Here is a 20,609-nt window from a genome sequence, read left to right on the forward strand (position 1 = left end):
CAGCGCTGACAATCGGCAGTACGCTGTTATAGTCTAAGCTGTTAACAGTTATCCGTGCAGCCAACCTAAAAACCGGCTAGCCAATCTGGTCAGCAGCGGTTTCAGCAAAGGAGTGATGGTGATGAAAACTCGTATCGAAAAAGATTCAATGGGCGACATCGAAGTACCAGCAGATGCGCTCTACAGCGCTCAGACACAGCGTGCAGTCAATAATTTCAAGATCAGCGGTCTGACCCTGCCGGAGGGTTTTATTAAAGCACTGGCGTTAGTTAAATATTGCGCCGCGCAAGCTAATTTAAAGCTGGATAATATCGAGGCTGACAAAGCCAAGGCCATTCAGGATGCGGCGCTGACCATTTACGACGGCCGCTGGCTCGATCAGTTTCCGGTCGACGTGTTTCAAACCGGCTCAGGCACCAGCAGTAACATGAACGCCAATGAAGTCATCGCCAATTTAGCCAGGCGCGAGTCGAACATCGACATCCATCCCAACGATGACGTTAACCGTGGACAAAGCAGTAACGATGTTATTCCAACCACGATTGCTGTTAGCTCAGCCCTAGCGGTTGCCGAACAGTTGCTACCAGCCGCCGAGCACCTGATCGACAGTATCCGCCATAAAGCCGGCCAGCTTAGCCACGTGGTTAAAACCGGACGCACCCACTTAATGGACGCGATGCCGTTAACCATGGCGCAGGAACTGGAAAGTTGGGCACAGCAATTACAGCTCAGTGTAGATCAAATCAAGCAGCTACAACCGGCGCTACAGCGTCTTAGCCAAGGCGGTACCGCTATCGGCACCGGCATTAATGCACCGCAAGGCTTCGCCGAGGCGTTCAACGACGCCTTATCTGACTTTACCGAGCTATCATTTACCGCGCATGACTGCTTATTCGCTGGCATCGCCGGTCAAGAGACCAGCTTACTCTTGTCCGGTCACCTGAACACGCTGGCTGCTACGCTGATGAAAATCAGCAATGATTTACGTTGGATGAATAGCGGGCCTTTAGCCGGTCTAGGCGAAATCAGCTTGACCGCACTGCAACCCGGCAGCAGCATCATGCCCGGTAAAGTTAACCCTGTCATCCCGGAAGCGGTGACTATGGTGGTGGCGCAAGTGAGCGGCAACCACAGTACCATTACCACGGCCGCACAAGCAGGTAACTTCCAACTCAACGTGATGCTGCCAGTTATCGCCTATAATTTACTGCAAAGCATTGAGTTACTGAGTAACAGTTGTCATGCGTTAGCCGACCAAGCGATTGCTGACTTCAGCGTGAACGAAGAGCAAATCGAGCACGCACTGGCTAAAAATCCCATTTTAGTCACGGCTCTAAACCCGGTAATTGGCTATAACAAAGCCGCCGACATCGCTAAACGCGCCTATAAGGAAAAGCGCGCAATCATCGATGTGGCCGAAGAAATGACCGATCTATCACGGCAGCGATTAAGCGAATTATTGGACCCGAAAAAACTGACCCAAGGTGGTCTGTCGGACGATTAAAAAGGAGTTTTTCGATGAGCAAAAAAACCGTACTGATCACCGGCGCCAATCGTGGTATCGGGCTGGCACTGACGCAGCAATTTTGCGCCCGCGGTGACCATGTGATTGCCGTGTGTCGACGGGCATCCAGCGACTTACATGAAACCGATGCCGACATTATTGACAGCATCAACCTGACCCGCGAAGCCGACTTATTGAAACTACAAGAGCAGCTTGCCGATAAAAATATCGACATTTTGATCAACAACGCTGGCTTGTTACATGATGGCCAGCTGGGTAACGTCGATGCGGGCATGGTGCGAGCACAATTTGAAGTCAACGCGTTGGCGCCGCTCAATGTCACCGAGTTCTTGTTGGATAACCTTGATGACGGCAGTAAATTAGTCTTTATTACCAGCCGCATGGGTTCGATGGCTGATAACGGCTCTGGCGGCTATTATGGTTATCGCATGTCAAAAGCAGCGCTTAACGCCGCGGCGGTGTCATTAAGCCATGATTTAGCCGATCGCGGTATCGCCGTTGGTTTATTCCACCCCGGTTTTGTGCAAACCGATATGGTTGGCGGTAACGGTGACATCAGCGCCAGCGAAGCAGCCGAGCGTTTACTCAAACGTATTGATGAACTTAATCGCGACAACAGTGGTCAATTTTTACATAGTAACGGAGAACAGCTACCTTGGTAGTTGTTCTGCTAAAAAGGAATTAAAGCATGTCAAAATCCAATCTGTTGTTAGCGGTGGCGGTCGTTATTGCTAGCCTGATTTTAGGTTACAGTGCAGTACGTAGCGTCGATACCTTGCAAAGCTATTCGCGTACAGTCACGGTAAAAGGGCTAGCCGAACGTGAGGTAAAAGCCGATACCGCGATTTGGCCGGTGCAATTCGTCCGCGCTGGCAATAACTTGAACGAGGTTTATCAGCAGTTAGAAAGTGATGCCGCAGCGATAAACGCATTCTTACTTGAGCGTGGTTTTAGCGCCGACGAAGTGTCTTTAACCGCACCACAAGTGACCGATAAGGTGGCGCAAGCTTATAGCAGCAATGACGTCGGGTTACGCTATTCGGCGCAGCAAACCATCACGGTTTATACCAATCAAGTCGACGCCGTGCGTGAAGCACTGCAACACGTCGCCGAACTCGGTAAAAAGGGTATCGCCATTAGCGGTGACATGTACAGCAGTCGAATTGAGTATTTGTTTACCGGTTTAAATGACATCAAACCCACCATGATCGAAGAAGCCACCCGTAATGCACGTGAGGTAGCAACCAAGTTTGCGGCTGACTCTGGCAGTCAGGTGGGTAAAATTAGGCGTGCCCAACAGGGTATCTTTAGTATCGCTGATCGCGACTCATCGACCCCTTATCTGAAGAAAGTACGTGTGGTTTCGACCGTCGAGTATTTGCTAGTCGATTAATACCGAAGTGATGCCAAAAACTGCTATTTATTTGACCGATTTAAGCATTTTTTGAGCAAACAGTCATTTTCAGCGGCTTTTTATGAAAAAGATACTTGACGCTATCGATCCTGATTTGCATAATACGCGCCGCACTCAAGGAGCGCGAAACGTTATCGGAAAGGCTACGTAGCTCAGCTGGTTAGAGCACAGCACTCATAATGCTGGGGTCGCAGGTTCGAATCCCGCCGTAGCCACCAATAATGCGGAAGTGGTGGAATTGGTAGACACGCTGGATTTAGGTTCCAGTGCCGCAAGGCGTGAGAGTTCAAGTCTCTCCTTCCGCACCACGCGTTCTTGCAAGTCAGATTGTAGGGGTATAGCCAAGTTGGTAAGGCAGCGGGTTTTGATCCCGTCATTCCCAGGTTCGAGTCCTGGTACCCCTGCCATTGCAAGCAACCTGAGCGCGACATTGAAAGTCTTTGTAGGGGTATAGCCAAGTTGGTAAGGCAGCGGGTTTTGATCCCGTCATTCCCAGGTTCGAGTCCTGGTACCCCTGCCAAGCTTCCAAGTAGTTAAGATGTAAACGATGTTGCGGTGGTGGCGGAATTGGTAGACGCGCTAGCTTCAGGTGCTAGTGAGCGAAAGCTCGTGAGGGTTCAAGTCCCTCCCTCCGCACCAATTATCTTTGATAATTAGGTGCCTATAGCAACAACAAGAACCGCCAGCAGGCGGTTTTTTTGTCTCTAAGTTTTTTGTCTCTAAATTTTTTGTCTCTAAATAACGCATTTCACCGACCAGGGTTCAAGCCAGCCCGACCGCGTAACGCAATACTTGCTGCTTCAACAACGGCACACGTTGCAACGTAGCCAATCCGGCTCGACGTAACAGCGATACCCCCCATTGTTCGCTGCGAAAGCCCACGTGGCAGGCGTCCATGGCACGCATCATCTGCTGATTCTGGCGCATACGCTGGCGTTGATAATCTGCTAGCGCTGTATCTAACGACGGCTGCTGTAACGCCTTCGTCAAACTACGTACATCGGCAAAGCCCAAGTTAACCCCTTGCCCCGCTAACGGATGGATACTGTGCGCGGCATCGCCTAACAACGCGATGTTTTGCTGAAAATACTGCAACGCGCGCCAGCGCGCGATAGCAAAACTGGCGTGATGCAGTAACTCAAAGGCACCGACTCGCTCATGAAAGGTATGGTGTAGCTCGCTTGCCACCGCCTCGCGCCCCTGCTCCAATAACGGCTGCCATTCGACCTGACTGCGGTAATCGATTAAACAGGCTAAGCGTTCGCCTAACGGCAGGATGGCATACGGTCCTTGCTGGCGAAATACTTCCCATGTATGCGGCGCTAACGGCTGTTGACAGCGTACCGTCGCCAACAAACAACGTTGCCCATAGTCCCAACCGCGATAGCCGATACCGGCGGCGCGCGCCACCATAGAATTATGCCCATCGGCACCCAGTAGCAACTGATACGGTAGCGACTCACCGTCAGCCAAATGTACTCGCTGTTGACGGCGGTCAATGCTATCCACCGCCGCGGAACTTAATAAACGCAACTGCGGCTGCTCGCTTAATCGCTGCCATAAAGCAGCCTGAAGCGCGCGGTTTTCGATCATGGCACCCAGCTGGACAATGCCTAACTCATCGCTGTGAAAACTCAACTCAGCGCCATCGGCGGTGGTTACTGACAATTGCTGATAGTCATAGTAGCGCGTCGCGGGTATGGCGCTTAACACGTTTAGTTGCGCTAACCAGTTCAAATTACCATGATGAATCGACGAAATACGTAGGTCCCAATCACCATCGTTAGTTTGCTGTGGCGCGCGGTCACGCTCAACCAGAGTTATCTGATGACCGGCTTGTGCCAAACTTAAAGCCGCTGCGGCCCCCACCATTCCACCACCGATAATGACTATTTGCATTGCCGCCTCTGTCGTTATGTTTGCCTGCTCGGCACCCCTCGCTTAATGCCGTCATCATAGTGAAATTTGGCAACGGAATACAGCCGCATAGTCGCCAGAACTTTGATACACTACAAGCCTGCTTAGGTTAACTCATGGAAGTCGTCATCCAGCATGTCATCTCCTGCACTTTTTAGTCGTGACCATCCGTATGCGGTGATCATCGCATCAGCGCTGGTGTTAATGGCAGAATTGAGTTTCGCTAGCGTCAGTGCGCTGGTCAAATGGCTCAGCGACGACGTTAATTTTGCGCAATTGGTGTTTTTTCGAAACCTGTTTGCGTTATTGGTGTTATTACCGTTTTTATTACGCAAAGGCGTAGGTAATTTACGCACCCGGAAGTGGCACCTGCATTTGTTACGCGGCAGCGTCGGCATGGTGGCCATGTACTTATTTTTTTACGCTATCGCCAACATTCCACTGGCACAGGCCACCTTGGTACTGCTGCTAGCGCCGTTTTTAATTCCCATCATTAGTCGCCTGTGGTTAGCCGAAGCCATCAGCCGGCAAACTATTGTTGCCATTGCTATCGGCTTTAGCGGCGTTTTTATTTTTCTTGACCCGTTACATAGCGAATTATCACCGATTGTTGCCGTGGCGCTTATTGCAGCCTGCTTTGCCGCCTTGGTAAAAACCGTTATTCGACGCTTGTCAGATACCGAATCGACCTCTGTTATTGTGTTTTATTTTTCTTTGTTAGCCACCGTTTTTTCAGCGATTCCACTCATTTGGCAATGGCAAACGGTCAGTGCCGATAGCTGGCTGGGCATCGCCGCCATGGGCTTGCTGGCCGTCATAGGTCAATTGGCGATGACCCGCGCGTTCTCTATTGCGTCGCCGTCGCAAGTGGGAGTATTTACCTATAGCTCGGTGCTCTTTGCCGCGCTGTTTGGCTACTGGTTTTGGCAAGAGCCGCTATACTGGCATATGTTGTTCGGAGCGCTGGTGATCATGCTGGCTGGCTACCTAGCAATTCGCGGTCAAGCACGTCGTCCCAGCTAATGATTGGCAAAGCCCCCCGCTTCGCGATAAAATATGCGCCCTGCGCATCCTGATCAAGGTTGCATGCCATTCGCATCGGCGAATTCGGCAATACATGTAATAGGCACGGTGGTAAGTAAGCGATCATGAGTAAAAAGTTATATATCAAAACCTGGGGTTGTCAGATGAACGAGTACGATTCGGCAAAAATGGCCGATCTACTGCAGGCAACTCACGGCTACGACGTGGCTGAAGAGCCGGAACACGCCGACCTGATCTTGCTCAATACCTGCTCGATCCGTGAAAAAGCGCAAGAAAAAGTTTTTCACCAGTTAGGCCGCTGGAAGCATCTCAAAGATAAAAAGCCTGAATTGGTGATTGGTGTCGGTGGCTGTGTCGCCTCGCAAGAAGGCGACGCCATTCGCGCCCGCGCCCCATTCGTGGATATCGTGTTTGGACCGCAAACCTTGCACCGCTTGCCGGAAATGGTGAAAAGCGTGCAAAACGATAAAGCACCGATGGTTGATATTTCTTTTCCAGAAATCGAAAAATTCGACCGCTTACCCGATCCTAAAGCCGAGGGTCCCAGCGCCTTTGTGTCGATCATGGAAGGTTGCAGTAAATATTGCACGTTCTGTGTTGTACCTTACACTCGTGGTGAAGAAGTCAGCCGTCCGGTGGACGATGTGATATACGAAATTGCGCAGTTAGCCGAGCAAGGCGTGCGCGAAGTTAACCTGTTGGGGCAGAACGTCAACGCTTTCCGTGGCGAGCATTTTGACGGCAGCATTTGTCGCTTCGCCGAACTGTTGCATTTGATCGCCGCCATTGATGGTATTGACCGTATTCGCTACACCACATCGCATCCGGTTGAGTTCACCGACGATATCATTGAGGCTTACAAAACCATTCCGGAATTGGTCAGCCACTTGCATTTGCCGGTTCAGAGCGGCTCTGACCGCGTGTTAGCATTGATGAAACGCGGTCACACAGCGATTGAATATAAGTCAAAGATCCGTGCGCTGAAAAAGGCCCGTCCGGATATCGCCATGTCGTCAGACTTTATTATTGGCTTTCCCGGTGAGAGCGACGCTGACTTCGAAGACACCATGAACCTGATTCAGGCGATTGATTTCGATTTGAGTTTTAGCTTCATTTATAGCGCACGCCCTGGTACACCGGCTTCGGATTTACCCGATGACGTCAGCGAGGCGACCAAGAAGCAACGCTTACAGCTGTTACAACAGCGTATTAACCAACAGGCACAAGCCCATGCGCGGCGTATGTTGGATACCGAACAACGTATTTTAGTCACCGGTCCATCGAAGAAGAACCCGATGGAACTGAGTGGTCGTACCGAAAACAATCGTGTGGTTAACTTTGTTGGTCAACCACATATGATCGGTCAATTTGTTGATGTCCGCATTGTCGAGGTGCTACCCAACTCGTTACGCGGCGAACTGTTGCGCGAAGAAAAAGACATGGGCTTACGGGTGGATACATCACCACAAAGTATTTTGGCTCGAGCGCCGGCACAAACCGACGCCAACGAGCTTGGGGTTGGTCAATTTACGCCAGCCGTCAATCAATAACGAGGTATGCATTGACTCAATCGTTAACCACTGTAGATATCGAACTTGAGCCGGCCGATTTAGGCCGGCTTTCGCACCTTTGCGGTCCCTTTGATGATAACATCAAACACATCGAACGCCGTCTGGGTGTAGAAATTACCCACAAAGGACATCAGTTCCGCCTCATTGGTGAACCGGCGACGGTGGCTGCGAGTAAGAAAATCTTACTCGATTTATATGTCGAAACAGCGCCAGTCAAGGGACAGCAAAACGCCATTGAGCCACAGCAAGTGCATTTGGCGATTCAGCAGGCGAAGGTGTTAGAGCAAGATCAAGGCGACCCTGCCGCCGAAAAGATGACCCATATCAAAACCAAACGCGGCATTATCAAACCTCGTAACCACCATCAGGCACAATATGTGCGGGCGATACTCAGCCATGATGTTAACTTTGGTATTGGTCCCGCCGGTACCGGTAAAACCTATTTAGCAGTGGCGTGCGCGGTCGATGCGTTAGAGCGGCAAGAGATACGCCGTATTCTGCTGACTCGTCCAGCGGTTGAAGCTGGCGAGAAGTTGGGTTTTTTGCCAGGCGATTTAGCACAAAAAGTCGACCCTTATTTGCGTCCGTTATACGACGCCCTGTTTGAAATGTTGGGCTTTGAAAAAGTAGAGAAGCTGATTGAACGCAACGTCATCGAAGTTGCGCCATTGGCTTACATGCGTGGTCGTACACTCAACGATGCCTTCATCATTCTGGATGAAAGCCAAAATACTACCGCCGAGCAAATGAAAATGTTTTTAACCCGCATCGGCTTTAATTCACGCGCAGTCATCACCGGCGATATCACCCAGATAGACTTGCCACGAGGACAGCGTTCAGGGCTACGTCACGCGATTGAAGTGTTACGTGAGGTTAACGATATCAGCTTCACCTTCTTTCAGGCTGGTGATGTGGTGCGTCACCCGGTTGTACAGCGTATCGTAGAAGCCTATGAGCAAGCCGACAGTCTGCGTCAACGGCAACAGCAGCAACGCCAGCAAAAACAGAGCGGTGAAGATGACAATGCTTGAACCGAGTACGGCCATTGCGGTCGAGGTTGATGTACAACGAGTAGTCAGCCCCGCGCAAGCTCCTGACGATGAAACTATCACCCGTTATGTGGCCGCCGCCTTAGCAGCGGCCGGTTACCAGCAAACGCAAGCAGAACTCACCGTGCGCATGACCAGCGCCGAAGAAAGCCAGCAACTGAATCGCGACTACCGTGGTAAAGATAAACCCACCAATGTGCTATCTTTTGCTTTTGAAAACCCAACACCAGAGCCCTTGCCGTTACTCGGTGATTTAGTCATTTGCTGTGCGGTGGTAGCCGCAGAAGCGGAACAGCAAGGCAAGGCCGAAGCGCACCACTGGGCGCATATGATTGTACACGGCACCTTGCATTTGCTAGGTTATGACCATATTGAAACACAACAAGCCGAGCAAATGGAGCAATTGGAACGCGACATTCTGGCTCAGTTTGCCATTAACGATCCTTATTAACCTTTAGATCAAGAGCATGTGGAGTATTAACAGCTAATGAGCGACGACAGTCCCCACTCTAGCAACGGTTCATCGAATAAGTCATGGGCAGCACGTTTGCTGCAAGTCTTTACCGGTGAGCCGAAAAGTCGAGAAGAACTGGTCGATTTAATTCAGGACGCCGAAGAGCGCGACCTGATTGATAACGACACCAAGGAAATGATCGAAGGCGTACTGGATGTCGCCGAATTGAAGGTGCGGGATATCATGATCCCACGCTCGCAAATGGTCACCATCGATAAAAGTCAGCGTGTCGAAGAATTCCTACCCATCGTTATCGATAGCCAACATAGCCGTTATCCGGTAGTCAGTGATAACAAAGATCATGTCGACGGTATTTTATTAGCTAAAGACCTGCTGAGTTATGGCTTCAATTTGACCGACGACGAATTCTCGTTGGACAAAGTCATGCGCCCAGCGGTGATTGTCCCCGAGGGCAAACGCGTTGATGTGTTACTGAAAGAATTTCGCTCTCAACGTTATCATATGGCCATTGTTGTTGATGAATATGGCGGTGTTTCTGGCCTCGTCACCATCGAAGATATTTTAGAGGAAATCGTCGGTGATATTGAAGACGAGACCGACCACGAACAAAACGATAAGGCTGATATTCGCCGAATCAATAAATCGCGCTTTGCTGTCAAAGCATTGACCACCATCGAAGATTTTAACGATTATTTTAATACCGATTTTGGTGACGATGAGTACGATACCATTGGCGGTATGGTGGCACATGGTTTTGGGCACCTGCCCCAAGCCGGTGAAGAAATTACCTTAGCCGGTATTAATTTTAAAATCACCAATGCCGATAAGCGTCGCATTCAGCAATTACAAGTGACCATGCCTGCGGCTGACAGCGAGCAAGGAACCGATTCGTGAGCCAGTGGCTGCGGCGTAGCTGCCGCTTTGTTGCTCAACATGGCACCCTGCGAGTGCTGCTCGCGCTGTTAAGCGGTGCCGCGTTAAGCTTGGCCTATGCCCCCTTTGGACACGCCTATTTAGCGTTTATCATCCCTCCCTTACTGATCGCCTTGGCTTGGTACTGTTCGCCACGTTCAGGTTGGCGCTTGGGTTATGCCTTCGGCTTTGGCTGGTTTGCCGCCGGTCTTAGCTGGATTTATGTCAGTATTGACCAGTACGGCGGTATGCCAGAATTTGCTACAGTCGGTATTTTGCTGCTGTTATTCGCTTATCTTGCCATTTTCCCGGCTTTGGCATTTTGTTGCTGGCGTGTATTTGCCAAACGCCATGCCGCCGCCGTATTTTTATTGCCGACATTTTGGTTAGCGTTTGAATTACTGCGCGGATGGCTATTTACTGGCTTCCCGTGGTTGGGCTTGGGTTATACACAAACTGATACCCAGTTCGGTACGCTGGCACCACTGCTGGGTGAACAAGGGTTAGCGGTATTAATCTGGTTGGCTGCAGCCAGCGTCGTTTATGGCCTAACTCAGCGGCGTTACGGGTGGCTGGCAATCGCCATCAGTATCGCTATCAGCCCTTGGTTAACGTCATTTTACCAGCCCATTCAAAGCACCGGCGAGAGCAAGCAAGTCTCGCTCGTACAAGGCAACATCAAGCAAAGCTTAAAATGGCAATCTGATCAGCAATGGCCAAGCTTACTACGCTATTTAGATTTAAGCCGTCCACATTACGATAACGATCTGGTCGTCTGGCCCGAATCGGCCATTACTGCGCTCGAACCCTTTGCTGGCGACGTCCTACACAACATCGACCAAGCCGCACAAAACAGCCAAACCAGCATTGTCTCGGGCATTATTGATTATGATCGCGACCACGATGCATTTTTTAATAGCATCATTGTGTTGGGTAACAGCCACACCGATAGTGAGCAAAATGGCTACCGCTATGGCAGCAGCAATCGTTACTTGAAACATCAATTGCTACCGATTGGTGAGTTTGTGCCATTTGAAGAATGGTTACGACCACTGGCGCCGTTATTTAATTTACCCATGTCGTCGTTTAGTCGGGGTGACTTTGTCCAGCCTAACTTGGTGGCTAACAATATCCATCTGGCCGCCGCTATTTGCTACGAAATTGCCTTTCCAGAACAAGTCCGTGCGGGCGTGCGCGCCGATACCGATTACCTGCTAACCATCAGCAATGACACTTGGTTCGGTGACTCGCATGGTCCATGGCAACATATGCAAATAGCTCGCATGCGTGCTATTGAAATGGGTCGACCACTGTTACGTGCAACCAATAACGGGGTTTCGGCGATAGTCGATGCGCAGGGTAAAACCTTAGCCACCGCGCCGCAATTTGAGGCCGCGGTGATCAGTGCAGAAGTGCCTTTGGTCAGCGGCGAAACGCTTTACCATCGTTACGGTTTGCTAATACCGTTACTGCTCGCCGCACTCAGCACGCTGTTTAGCCTACTGGCTTGGCGCCAAAGCACGACAAAAAAGCAAAAAGCTGATGCAGGCCAATAGTCAAAGCGGCTTAAAATCAGTAAACTATTAACCTTAATTTTGATATGACTTATTTCGGGAACGATCACCATGAGCAATATCGTTGACGCGTTAATTTTCACGGTTTTAGTGGGTGCCGGTGTATTAGGCATCAGTAGCCTTATTATGTTTTTAGTCCACAAAAACCCTGTTGACCGCGAAGTTCAACAACAAGAACGCATTGAGTACAGCTTCTTTGGTATCGCAGGCATCGTTATCATGCTGCTAATGTGGTACGCATTAAGCTAAAGCAGCCATTAGCGTAGGAATACCGTATCGATAGCGGCTGCCCCAGTCTCTTTAGACTTGATTGCGCAGCCGTTAGTCGTTTTAGATTATCCATAATTTCAGTAGTGACCAGGTAACCGAATGACCGGATCTCAACCAAAAGCCATGCAAGAACAATACGATCCCGCCGCCATTGAACCAAGTATCCAGCACCGCTGGGAACAACAGCAAGTATTCAAGGCGAACGAAAATCCCGAGCAGGAAAAATTCTACTGCTTATCGATGTTTCCCTATCCCAGCGGCAAGCTGCATATGGGTCACGTGCGTAACTATACTCTTGGTGATGTGATCAGTCGTCATCAACGCATGCTCGGTAAAAACGTACTGCAACCGATGGGTTGGGATGCTTTTGGTTTACCCGCAGAAAACGCCGCAATCAACAATAAAACGGCGCCCGCGGCCTGGACCTACCAAAATATCGACTATATGCGCGAGCAGCTTAAGCGCTTAGGCTTTGGTTATGATTGGAGTCGCGAAATCGCTACCTGTCATCCCGACTATTATCGTTGGGAACAGTGGTTCTTTACCAAGCTTTATGAGAAAGGCTTAGTATACAAGCGTAACGCTACCGTTAACTGGGACCCTGTCGACCAAACCGTACTCGCCAATGAGCAAGTGATCGATGGCCGCGGCTGGCGCTCTGGAGCTAAAGTTGAACAAAAAGAAATTCCACAGTGGTTTGTGCGTATTACCGCATACGCCGACGAGCTGTTGGACGATTTAGAGCAATTAGACGGTTGGCCAGAACAAGTTAAGGCGATGCAACGGAACTGGATCGGTCGCTCCGAGGGCTTGGAAATTGATTTCCCGCTAGCCCACAAAGACAGCCATCTGACAGTTTATACCACCCGCCCAGATACCTTGTATGGGGTCACCTATCTAGCGGTTGCTGCACAACATCCGCTGGCACAACAAGCGGCCGCCGATAATGCCGAATTGGCAGCATTCATCGAAGACTGTAAAAATACCAAAGTTGCCGAAGCTGATTTAGCGACCATGGAAAAACGGGGCATGGCGACCGGCTTTTTTGCTCGTCACCCGTTAACCGGCGAGCAAGTCCCGGTCTGGGTCGCTAACTTCGTCTTGATGGGCTACGGTTCAGGCGCTGTGATGGCGGTACCAGGTCACGACCAACGCGACTGGGAGTTCGCTAACCGCTACCAATTGCCGATTAAGCAGGTTATTGAGCCCAGTAGTGGTGCTGGCGACATCGCCCAAGCAGCCATTACCGAAAAAGGCCAACTGGTTAATTCCGCTGATTTTAACGGCTTAACTTCAGAGCAAGCGTTCGACGCCATTGCCGAACAATTACAACAGCAGCAACAAGGCCGTCGGCAAGTTAATTATCGTCTGCGTGACTGGGGCGTATCGCGGCAACGTTATTGGGGTGCGCCGATCCCGATGCTGAATCTGGCCAACGGCGATTCGGTGCCAGTGCCAGCAGATCAATTGCCGGTGCGGCTACCGGAAGATGTGGTGATGAACGGCGTTACCTCGCCCATTAAGGCCGATCCGGAATGGCGCAAGACCACGTACCAAGGTCAACCGGCTGAGCACGAGACCGATACCTTCGACACCTTTATGGAGTCGTCTTGGTATTATGCTCGTTACTGCTCGGCTAACCACCAAGATGGCATGTTAGATCCTGAACAGGCGAATTACTGGTTGCCGGTCGATCAATATGTCGGTGGCATTGAGCACGCCATTCTACACCTGTTATACGCCCGCTTTTTCCATAAGTTGCTGCGTGACACGGGTTTAGTGGCGTCGGACGAACCGTTCAAACGGTTATTGTGTCAGGGTATGGTGTTAGCCGACAGCTACTTCCGTGAAGACGAAAAAGGCGGCAAAACCTGGATCTCGCCATTGGATGTCGAAGTACAACGCAATGAGCGCGGTGAAGTCGTTAGCGCCGTATCGAGCAAAGATGGCCAAGCTGTCGAAGCGGCTGGCATGAGCAAGATGTCAAAGTCCAAGAACAATGGTATCGATCCGCAAGTGATGGTCGATAAGTACGGGGCCGACACGGTGCGTCTATTCATGATGTTCGCGGCTCCGCCAGAGATGACCTTGGAATGGTCAGACTCCGGTGTTGAAGGTGCGCACCGCTTCTTACGCCGCGTTTGGAAGCTATGTTACGACTTCATTGAGGCTGGCGGCAGTGATGCTGCGGATCCCAGCAGCTTTAATAGTACGCACAAGCAGCTGCGCCGTGAGCTTCATCGTACCATCGCTAAAGTCAGCGATGACGTTAGTCGTCGACAACACTTTAATACCGCCATCGCGGCCATTATGGAGCTACTCAACCATTTGCAAAAAGCACCGCTAGAAAGTGCTAACGATCGTGCTTTAATGGCTGAAGCGTTAGATGCGGTGGTGTTAATGTTAGCGCCATTTACCCCACATATGTGCGAACACCTGTGGCAACAATTGGGGCATCAGGATAATATCGTGCAGGCGGCCTGGCCGACGGTTGACGATAGCGCCTTGATCGAAGACGAAAAACTCATTGTGGTACAGGTTAACGGTAAGGTACGGACAAAATTAACCGTCGCTGCCGATGCCAGTGCAGAACAAGTCGAGGCGATGGCATTTGCCGACGAAAACGTGAGTAAATTTGTCGACGGTAAAACCATTCGTAAGAAGATTTACGTTCCCGGCAAAATTTATAATATTGTCGCTAACTAACCGCGGAAGATAAGCATGTTGCGTATGACATCGGTTATTCACTGGCGCTGGCTAAGCCTGACAACACTGTCTTTGGTGTTACTCAGTGCCTGTGGCTTTCAACTGCGTAATAACTACCACCTGCCAGAACAACTGCAACACGTTTATGTGCAAGGTAGTCAATTTAATCAGTTATTGAAAACGCTCAAACAGCGACTCGTGATTGCCGGTGCCGAAATCAGCGATAACGCCCAACATGAGACTCAACTTCGTATCCTTAACGACACCTTGGATAGACGTACATTATCGCTGTTTGAAAGCGGCCAAGTGGCTGAATATGAGCTGATTTATCGTGTTCAGTATGAACTAGTGGTAGCCAATAAAGAGCCCGTGGCGGGCGAAGTCGAAGTATTCCGCGATTATCAAGATGACCCCAATTTTGCCTTAGCAAAAACTCGCGAACGTGAGATTTTGGTGTCAGAAATGCGCCAAGATGCCGCTAATCGCATTATTTACCAGTTAATTAGTAGCCTGAGCGACGATTAAATGACGTTATACCCAGAGCAGCTCGACACCTATTTGCAAAAGCAAGGGTTGCCTGCGGTATTGCGTATTTTTGGCGATGAGCCTCTGCTGCAAGATGACTGCCTGCAAATTGTGCGGCGCTTTGCCAAGCAACAGGGCTTTGACGACAGGCAAAGCTGGCAGCAACAAAATGACTTTGACTGGCAGCAATTAAACCTCTCGCAACAGAGCATGAGTCTGTTTGCCGAGCGCCGTTTAATTGAGCTGTGCTTGCCCGAGGCTAAACCGGGTAAAACTGGCGCCGACGCCTTAAAGCAATACGCCGCACAGGTGCCCGAAGATACTTGCTTGGTGCTATATGGGCCGAAACTCAAACGTGAACAACAGCAAGCCAAATGGTTTAAAGCATTTGACGCTCACGGCCCTTTATTGCTGACACTGAGTCCAGATCGTTCACGTTTACCGCGTTTTATTAATCAACGTGCACAACGCTACCAATTAAGACTCGCAGCCGATGCCGTCGAGCACCTTGCGGATTGGTACGAGGGCAACTTATTGGCACTTGACCAAGAGCTTGCCAAGCTGTCGTTGTTAGGCATCAACTCGCCTATCGAGCTGTCACAGATCCAACAACAACTGCAAGACAACAGCCGTTTTAGCGTATTTGCTATTCAAGAAAGCTTACTGCAAGGCCATTTCGAACAAGCCTGTCATCGCTTACAACGTGTACTAGAAGCCGATGGCGAAGCCGCCATTGTCGCTTGGCTATTAACTCGTGAGTGGCAACTATTGAGTCAAGTTAAACAAGCGCAAGCGTTACAGCAGGATCCTCAAGCTTGTTTTAAGGGCACGATGGTTTGGAAAAACCAGCAACCGCTCTATTTACAATGGGCCGAACGTTTAACCATGGCAACGCTGGTTCAGCTCGGTGATCTGCTGACGCGAGTGGAGCTGGCACTAAAACGAGACAGCGGTGAGGACTGGTCAACCTTAGTGGTTCACATCATGGCGCTGCTTTGTCAGCCGACCGCGGTCAGCGAAAGCTTACAATGTTATAGCGAATACCGACCTGCCAGCTCATTATGAAATCTTCGGACATCCCTTTACGCGCTATTTTTGGCGGCACTTTTGACCCCATTCATCAGGGCCATACCGGCGCGCTGTTGAGCTTGGCGGCACAACTACCGATCAGCCAAATCCACTTACTGCCAAGTGCGATACCACCACATCGAGCACAGCCACAAGCTTCCGCAGAACAACGCTTTGCTATGACTCAATTAGCCGCGCAGCAAGATCCGCGTTTGTTAGCCGACGACTGGGAACTGCAGCAACAGCGACCATCTTATAGCAGTGTGACATTGGCACAATTTGGTCAGCGCTTTGCGGGTCAATCGCTACTATTTGTGATGGGTATGGACGCATTTTTAGGCTTACCCAGTTGGCATCAGTGGCAGCAACTGTTCGTACACGCGCATATCGTGGTAATGGCCCGGCCGGGTTACCACCTCAGTGATGCCGAACCGACCTTACAGCAATGCCTGCAGCAGCGTCGTTGTAGCGCGGCTCAATTGCAGCAACAACCAGCAGGTGGGATTTACCTTGCTGATACACAACTGATCGATATTTCCGCCACCGCCCTACGGCAAGCCCTGCGTCAGCAGCAAGGTCATAGCCAAAAGCTACTTTATCCCGCAGTTTTTGACTATATTCGTGCTCACCACCTCTATCAGTGACTGCTATTTGCTCGATGAGCGTGGTAAACTACCCTTTTTTTGTGTCCGGAGATGTAGTCCTTTGCAAACCGATATGTTGCGCCAATTTGTTATCGATAAAATTGAAGAGTTAAAAGGCCGCGATATCCGCGTGCTTGATGTTCATGAAAAAACCGATGTCGCCGACTTAATGATCGTCTGTTCGGGGAACTCAAAAACTCATGTTAAGAGTATTGCCGAGCACGTAGCAACCGAAGCTAAACATGCCGGTATGCCACCACTGGGTGTTGAAGGTGGTGAGCAATCTGAGTGGGTGTTAGTCGACCTGGGTGACGTGGTAGTGCATGTTATGCAAGAAACCACACGCGATTTTTATCAACTCGAAAAGCTGTGGGATTTATAACACCGTGCGCATTCAGATTGTCGCTGTCGGCAGCAAAATGCCAAACTGGGTCAATCAAGGTGTTAACGAGTATTTAAAGCGCTTTCCACCGGAGTTACCGGTCAGTTTTAGCGAAGTGACGGCAGGTAAACGAGGCAAGAATGCCGACATCGCAAGGATCTTACAGCAGGAAGGCGAAGCGATGCTGGCAGCCGTGCCTAAAGGTAACCGCATCATCTCGTTGGACGTCACCGGTAAACCTTGGGATACCCATCAAGTCGCCACTCAGTTGAGCAAATGGCAATTAGATGGACGCGACGTGAGCTTACTGATTGGTGGCCCCGAGGGCTTAGCTCCAGCTTGCCAGCAAGCGGCTGAGCAACGTTGGTCGCTATCGCCGTTGACGCTGCCACATCCGTTAGTCAGAATAGTGGTTAGCGAATGTTTGTATCGGGCTTGGAGCCTGAATAATAACCACCCCTATCACCGCGATTAACCCCATATATTATCATGAAAAGACGCGTCACCATTCGAGACCACAGCGCCGAAGCAGGCTTGTTCAGTCGTCGAATGCTGTTTTGCGCAATTTTTGTGTTGCTAGCAATGCTAGGTTTGCTAGCGAATATGTATCACCTGCAAGTGCAAGAGCACCAGGCACTACAAACTCGCTCTAACGATAACCGTATTAAACTGCTGCCATTAGCCCCCAATCGCGGCCTGATTTATGACCGTAACGGCGTGTTGCTGGCGGAGAACATGCCGGTCTACAGCTTAGAGATCGTGCCTGAAGAAATTGCCGATATGAGCGTGCTGTTAAATGATCTTAAGCCGCTACTATCGCTTGATGAAGAAACGCTAAATCAATTTCGCGAGCAACTAAAACGGCAACGACGCTTTGCCCATGTCACCTTAGTCGATGAAATGAACGAGCAACAGCTCAATATTTTCGCCGCTAACCAGCACCGTTTTCCCGGTGTTAGCATTGAAGCGCGACTAGTGCGCCACTACCCTTACGGCGAGTTGTTCACTCACGCATTGGGTTATGTCGCCAAAATCAACCGCCGCGACGTAGAGCGCTTACGCGAAGAAGAAAAGCTCGCCAATTATGCCGCTACTCGCACTATCGGTAAGTTGGGCGTGGAGCGCTTTTACGAGGATAAGTTGCACGGCGAAGTCGGCTATCAGCGTGTTGAAGTGAATAACCGTGGTCGCGTCATTCGCACCGTGGATATTGAACCGCCTAAGCCGGGACAAGATATTTATTTAGAAATAGATAGCCGCTTGCAGCGTAAAGCTACCGAACTGTTGAAGGGCCGGCGCGGCTCAATCATCATGATGGATGCCCGTAATGGCGGCATTTTAACCATGGTCAGCGCGCCAAGTTACGATCCAAACTGGTTCGTTAACGGCATTTCTTATAAACATTACCAGCAACTGTTGAATTCCAGCGATAGTCCACTGCTTAACCGCTCAACCCAAGGCGGCTACCCACCCGCCTCGACCGTCAAGCCGATGCTCGCCATTTTAGGCTTAGAAGATGAGATCATTACCCCCACCACTCGTATTTGGGATCCTGGCTGGTTTGAAATCAAAGGCGCCAAGCGACGTTATCGCGATTGGTTAGCTTGGGGCCACGGCTGGGTGAATGTCTCGAAAGCGATTATTGTTAGCTGTGACACCTTTTTCTACGACTTAGCGTTAAAATTAGGTATTGATCGCATTTCCGAGTTCATGAACAAGTTCGGCTTTGGCGACTACACCGGCATTGATATTGCCGAAGAAACCGACGCGGTCATGCCATCTCGCGGATGGAAACGCGCGCGCTTCAACCTGCCCTGGTACGCCGGAGAAACGGTATCGGTCGGTATTGGTCAAAGTTATTGGACCGCTACCCCCATGCAATTAACGGTCGCCACCGGCATTTTAGCGACCGGCGGCAGTCATTTTGTACCACGCTTGCTGCACAGCAGCCGTCAACAGGGTGAACGCGTGTTAGCTGCGCACGAAGAATTCCCGCCGATCGTGTTAAAAAACCCCAGTAATTGGGATGTCGTTCATGATGCCATGGTCGAGGTCAATAACGGTGCCGAAGGCGGTGCCCGGCGCGCGTTTAAAGATACGCCGTACATTTCGGCCGGTAAAACCGGTACTGCACAGGTGCGTAGTTTAGGCGAAAACGAGGAGTATAACGCCGAGGAAATCGACGAGCGTTATCGTGATAATGCCATGTATGTGGGTTATGCCCCCGCCGACACCCCCGAAGTGGTCATTGCCATCGCGCTGGAAAATACATTAGGTGGCGGTGGTAGTGTCGCGGCCCCCGTTGCACGACAAATGTTGGACGCGTATTTTGATAGAGAAAATCAACCCACGCCAAGCGAGATAGACGATGCAGACGACTGAAGAACGTCAACGAAATCCCTGGCTCCACCGCTTTCATATCGATGGACCACTGTTGTTCGCGTTAGTCTGTCTGAGTCTGACCAGCTTATTCGTGGTTTACAGCGCCAGCGGTGAAGACTTGGCGATGATGGAACGTCAGGCAATGCGTATAGGACTTTCTTACCTGGCCATGTTGGTGGTTGCACAAATTCCTTCACTGACGGTAGTACGCTGGTCTGCACCCATGTATTTATTGGGCCTGTTGCTACTGGTGGCGGTGCTGGTGATGGGCGAGATCGGTAAAGGCGCACAGCGCTGGCTTGATATCGGCATCATGACCATTCAACCCTCAGAGTTGATGAAACTAGCAGTACCGATGATGATGGCATGGTTTATTGCTAAACAGGGTATGCCGCCAACCTTTAGCCGCATACTTGGCGGCTTACTGTTAATCACTGCGCCGACGTTGTTGATCGCCAAGCAACCCGACTTAGGCACTTCATTGCTAATCGCCTGCTCGGGCATTTTTGTGCTGTTCTTATCCGGTTTAAGTTGGCGTTTAGTGGCGGTTAGTGTCGGCGCCTTGTCGGCTTTTGCGCCGGTGCTGTGGATGTTTTTAATGCACGATTATCAACGTCAGCGGGTACTCACCTTTCTCAACCCTGAGCGCGATCCTTTGGGGTCGGGCTATCATATTATCCAATCGAAAATCGCTATTGGTTCAGGCGGTATCGAAGGTAAAGGTTGGTTACAAGGCACGCAATCTCAGTTAGAGTTTTTACCCGAACGCCATACCGACTTTATTTTCGCAGTATTTAGCGAAGAGTTTGGGCTGATGGGGGTATCGTTACTCTTGCTGCTTTACGGCTTTGTCATTTTTCGCGGCATGATTATCGCGAATCGCGCCCAAGATACTTACGGCAAGCTGTTAGCCGGCAGTTTAACGCTGACTTTCTTTGTCTACGTATTCGTTAATATTGGTATGGTGTCGGGATTGTTACCGGTGGTCGGCGTACCCTTGCCGTTAATCAGCTATGGTGGCACCTCAATGGTGACGCTAATGGCCGGTTTCGGCTTGTTAATGGCAATTGCTACGCACCGACGTCTGGTGATGCGAAAAGAGTGATGAGAATAGTGTAAGCACGCAAGCTTATTAGCCACACTAAAGCGAC

The 20,609-nt window shown here is 50.4% G+C and carries 19 protein-coding genes and 5 tRNA genes; 23 read left to right on the top strand and 1 reads right to left on the bottom strand.

From position 1 onward, the window contains the following. Positions 1 to 118: 118 nt before the first annotated feature. The 8 genes from A10D4_RS09195 (at position 119) to A10D4_RS09230 (ending at position 3,578) form a co-directional block, all read left to right on the top strand. Positions 119 to 1,504 (top strand): class II fumarate hydratase, encoded by a 1,386-nt coding sequence (locus A10D4_RS09195; RefSeq protein ID WP_202801437.1) that lies wholly within the window; start codon positions 119 to 121, stop codon positions 1,502 to 1,504. 14 nt (positions 1,505 to 1,518) lie between these two features. Continuing rightward, positions 1,519 to 2,187 carry an SDR family oxidoreductase gene (locus tag A10D4_RS09200; RefSeq protein ID WP_008489144.1) on the top strand — a complete coding sequence of 223 codons (669 nt, stop codon included), beginning with the start codon at positions 1,519 to 1,521 and terminating at the stop codon, positions 2,185 to 2,187. Between the two features lie 26 nt (positions 2,188 to 2,213). Continuing rightward, positions 2,214 to 2,918, top strand: a complete 705-nt coding sequence (locus tag A10D4_RS09205; RefSeq protein WP_008489145.1) for an SIMPL domain-containing protein — start codon at positions 2,214 to 2,216, stop codon at positions 2,916 to 2,918. Positions 2,919 to 3,080: 162 nt separating this feature from the next. Continuing rightward, a tRNA-Met gene (locus A10D4_RS09210) sits at positions 3,081 to 3,157 on the top strand. A gap of 5 nt (positions 3,158 to 3,162) precedes the next feature. Then, positions 3,163 to 3,247: transfer RNA gene (locus A10D4_RS09215), tRNA-Leu, on the top strand. A 23-nt stretch (positions 3,248 to 3,270) separates the two neighbouring features. Next, a tRNA-Gln gene (locus A10D4_RS09220) sits at positions 3,271 to 3,346 on the top strand. Between the two features lie 37 nt (positions 3,347 to 3,383). Next, positions 3,384 to 3,459 (top strand) — tRNA-Gln (locus A10D4_RS09225). A 32-nt stretch (positions 3,460 to 3,491) separates the two neighbouring features. After that, positions 3,492 to 3,578: transfer RNA gene (locus A10D4_RS09230), tRNA-Leu, on the top strand. A gap of 123 nt (positions 3,579 to 3,701) precedes the next feature. Here A10D4_RS09230 and A10D4_RS09235 read toward each other — a convergent pair. Next, positions 3,702 to 4,838 carry an FAD-dependent oxidoreductase gene (locus tag A10D4_RS09235; protein WP_008489146.1) on the bottom strand — a complete coding sequence of 379 codons (1,137 nt, stop codon included), beginning with the start codon at positions 4,836 to 4,838 and terminating at the stop codon, positions 3,702 to 3,704. A gap of 153 nt (positions 4,839 to 4,991) precedes the next feature. On the opposite strand from A10D4_RS09235, the gene A10D4_RS09240 reads away from it, so the two are divergent. From A10D4_RS09240 to rodA, 15 genes are all read left to right on the top strand, one after another. Further along, on the top strand, positions 4,992 to 5,879 hold the full coding sequence (locus A10D4_RS09240) for a DMT family transporter (protein ID WP_008489147.1): 888 nt from the start codon (positions 4,992 to 4,994) through the stop codon (positions 5,877 to 5,879). A 125-nt stretch (positions 5,880 to 6,004) separates the two neighbouring features. Continuing rightward, positions 6,005 to 7,450: a tRNA (N6-isopentenyl adenosine(37)-C2)-methylthiotransferase MiaB gene (gene miaB, locus A10D4_RS09245; protein ID WP_008489148.1), complete on the top strand. Its 1,446-nt coding sequence runs from the start codon at positions 6,005 to 6,007 to the stop codon at positions 7,448 to 7,450. Positions 7,451 to 7,461: 11 nt separating this feature from the next. Continuing rightward, positions 7,462 to 8,502 (top strand): PhoH family protein, encoded by a 1,041-nt coding sequence (locus A10D4_RS09250; RefSeq protein ID WP_008489149.1) that lies wholly within the window; start codon positions 7,462 to 7,464, stop codon positions 8,500 to 8,502. Then, positions 8,495 to 8,971 carry an rRNA maturation RNase YbeY gene (ybeY, locus tag A10D4_RS09255; protein WP_008489150.1) on the top strand — a complete coding sequence of 159 codons (477 nt, stop codon included), beginning with the start codon at positions 8,495 to 8,497 and terminating at the stop codon, positions 8,969 to 8,971. The genes A10D4_RS09250 and ybeY overlap by 8 nt, the downstream gene beginning before the upstream one ends. Positions 8,972 to 9,007: 36 nt before the next feature. Further along, positions 9,008 to 9,889, top strand: coding sequence for a CNNM family magnesium/cobalt transport protein CorC (gene corC, locus A10D4_RS09260; RefSeq protein ID WP_008489151.1), 882 nt, complete (start codon positions 9,008 to 9,010; stop codon positions 9,887 to 9,889). Then, on the top strand, positions 9,886 to 11,463 hold the full coding sequence (gene lnt / locus A10D4_RS09265; RefSeq protein ID WP_008489152.1) for an apolipoprotein N-acyltransferase: 1,578 nt from the start codon (positions 9,886 to 9,888) through the stop codon (positions 11,461 to 11,463). Before corC ends, lnt begins: the two co-directional genes overlap by 4 nt. A gap of 69 nt (positions 11,464 to 11,532) precedes the next feature. Next, positions 11,533 to 11,730, top strand: coding sequence for a hypothetical protein (locus A10D4_RS09270; protein ID WP_008489153.1), 198 nt, complete (start codon positions 11,533 to 11,535; stop codon positions 11,728 to 11,730). A gap of 144 nt (positions 11,731 to 11,874) precedes the next feature. Beyond that, entirely contained in the window at positions 11,875 to 14,457 is a 2,583-nt protein-coding gene (gene leuS, locus A10D4_RS09275) for a leucine--tRNA ligase (protein ID WP_008489154.1), read from the top strand. 15 nt (positions 14,458 to 14,472) lie between these two features. Beyond that, on the top strand, positions 14,473 to 14,982 hold the full coding sequence (locus tag A10D4_RS09280) for an LPS-assembly lipoprotein LptE (RefSeq protein ID WP_008489155.1): 510 nt from the start codon (positions 14,473 to 14,475) through the stop codon (positions 14,980 to 14,982). Next, positions 14,983 to 16,047, top strand: a complete 1,065-nt coding sequence (holA, locus tag A10D4_RS09285) for a DNA polymerase III subunit delta (RefSeq protein ID WP_008489156.1) — start codon at positions 14,983 to 14,985, stop codon at positions 16,045 to 16,047. Then, positions 16,044 to 16,694 carry a nicotinate-nucleotide adenylyltransferase gene (gene nadD / locus A10D4_RS09290; protein WP_008489157.1) on the top strand — a complete coding sequence of 217 codons (651 nt, stop codon included), beginning with the start codon at positions 16,044 to 16,046 and terminating at the stop codon, positions 16,692 to 16,694. The genes holA and nadD overlap by 4 nt, the downstream gene beginning before the upstream one ends. A gap of 61 nt (positions 16,695 to 16,755) precedes the next feature. Next, positions 16,756 to 17,076, top strand: a complete 321-nt coding sequence (gene rsfS / locus A10D4_RS09295; RefSeq protein ID WP_008489159.1) for a ribosome silencing factor — start codon at positions 16,756 to 16,758, stop codon at positions 17,074 to 17,076. A 4-nt stretch (positions 17,077 to 17,080) separates the two neighbouring features. Next, on the top strand, positions 17,081 to 17,551 hold the full coding sequence (gene rlmH, locus A10D4_RS09300; RefSeq protein ID WP_008489160.1) for a 23S rRNA (pseudouridine(1915)-N(3))-methyltransferase RlmH: 471 nt from the start codon (positions 17,081 to 17,083) through the stop codon (positions 17,549 to 17,551). Positions 17,552 to 17,565: 14 nt separating this feature from the next. Then, positions 17,566 to 19,458 carry a penicillin-binding protein 2 gene (gene mrdA, locus A10D4_RS09305; protein WP_040502823.1) on the top strand — a complete coding sequence of 631 codons (1,893 nt, stop codon included), beginning with the start codon at positions 17,566 to 17,568 and terminating at the stop codon, positions 19,456 to 19,458. Then, positions 19,445 to 20,563 (top strand): rod shape-determining protein RodA, encoded by a 1,119-nt coding sequence (gene rodA / locus A10D4_RS09310; RefSeq protein ID WP_008489162.1) that lies wholly within the window; start codon positions 19,445 to 19,447, stop codon positions 20,561 to 20,563. The genes mrdA and rodA overlap by 14 nt, the downstream gene beginning before the upstream one ends. Positions 20,564 to 20,609: the final 46 nt, after the last annotated feature.

The sequence above is a fragment of the Idiomarina xiamenensis 10-D-4 genome, assembly GCF_000299895.1.
GTDB classification, from domain to species: domain Bacteria; phylum Pseudomonadota; class Gammaproteobacteria; order Enterobacterales; family Alteromonadaceae; genus Idiomarina; species Idiomarina xiamenensis.

Coding starts and splice junctions, on each gene's coding strand:
- A10D4_RS09200 (WP_008489144.1), top strand. CDS start 1,519: ATGAGCAAAAAAACCGTACTGATCACCGGCGCCAATCGTGGTATCGGG.
- A10D4_RS09205 (WP_008489145.1), top strand. CDS start 2,214: ATGTCAAAATCCAATCTGTTGTTAGCGGTGGCGGTCGTTATTGCTAGC.
- A10D4_RS09235 (WP_008489146.1), bottom strand. CDS start 4,838: ATGCAAATAGTCATTATCGGTGGTGGAATGGTGGGGGCCGCAGCGGCT.
- A10D4_RS09240 (WP_008489147.1), top strand. CDS start 4,992: ATGTCATCTCCTGCACTTTTTAGTCGTGACCATCCGTATGCGGTGATC.
- miaB (WP_008489148.1), top strand. CDS start 6,005: ATGAGTAAAAAGTTATATATCAAAACCTGGGGTTGTCAGATGAACGAG.
- ybeY (WP_008489150.1), top strand. CDS start 8,495: ATGCTTGAACCGAGTACGGCCATTGCGGTCGAGGTTGATGTACAACGA.
- corC (WP_008489151.1), top strand. CDS start 9,008: ATGAGCGACGACAGTCCCCACTCTAGCAACGGTTCATCGAATAAGTCA.
- A10D4_RS09270 (WP_008489153.1), top strand. CDS start 11,533: ATGAGCAATATCGTTGACGCGTTAATTTTCACGGTTTTAGTGGGTGCC.
- leuS (WP_008489154.1), top strand. CDS start 11,875: ATGCAAGAACAATACGATCCCGCCGCCATTGAACCAAGTATCCAGCAC.
- A10D4_RS09280 (WP_008489155.1), top strand. CDS start 14,473: ATGTTGCGTATGACATCGGTTATTCACTGGCGCTGGCTAAGCCTGACA.
- holA (WP_008489156.1), top strand. CDS start 14,983: ATGACGTTATACCCAGAGCAGCTCGACACCTATTTGCAAAAGCAAGGG.
- nadD (WP_008489157.1), top strand. CDS start 16,044: ATGAAATCTTCGGACATCCCTTTACGCGCTATTTTTGGCGGCACTTTT.
- mrdA (WP_040502823.1), top strand. CDS start 17,566: ATGAAAAGACGCGTCACCATTCGAGACCACAGCGCCGAAGCAGGCTTG.
- rodA (WP_008489162.1), top strand. CDS start 19,445: ATGCAGACGACTGAAGAACGTCAACGAAATCCCTGGCTCCACCGCTTT.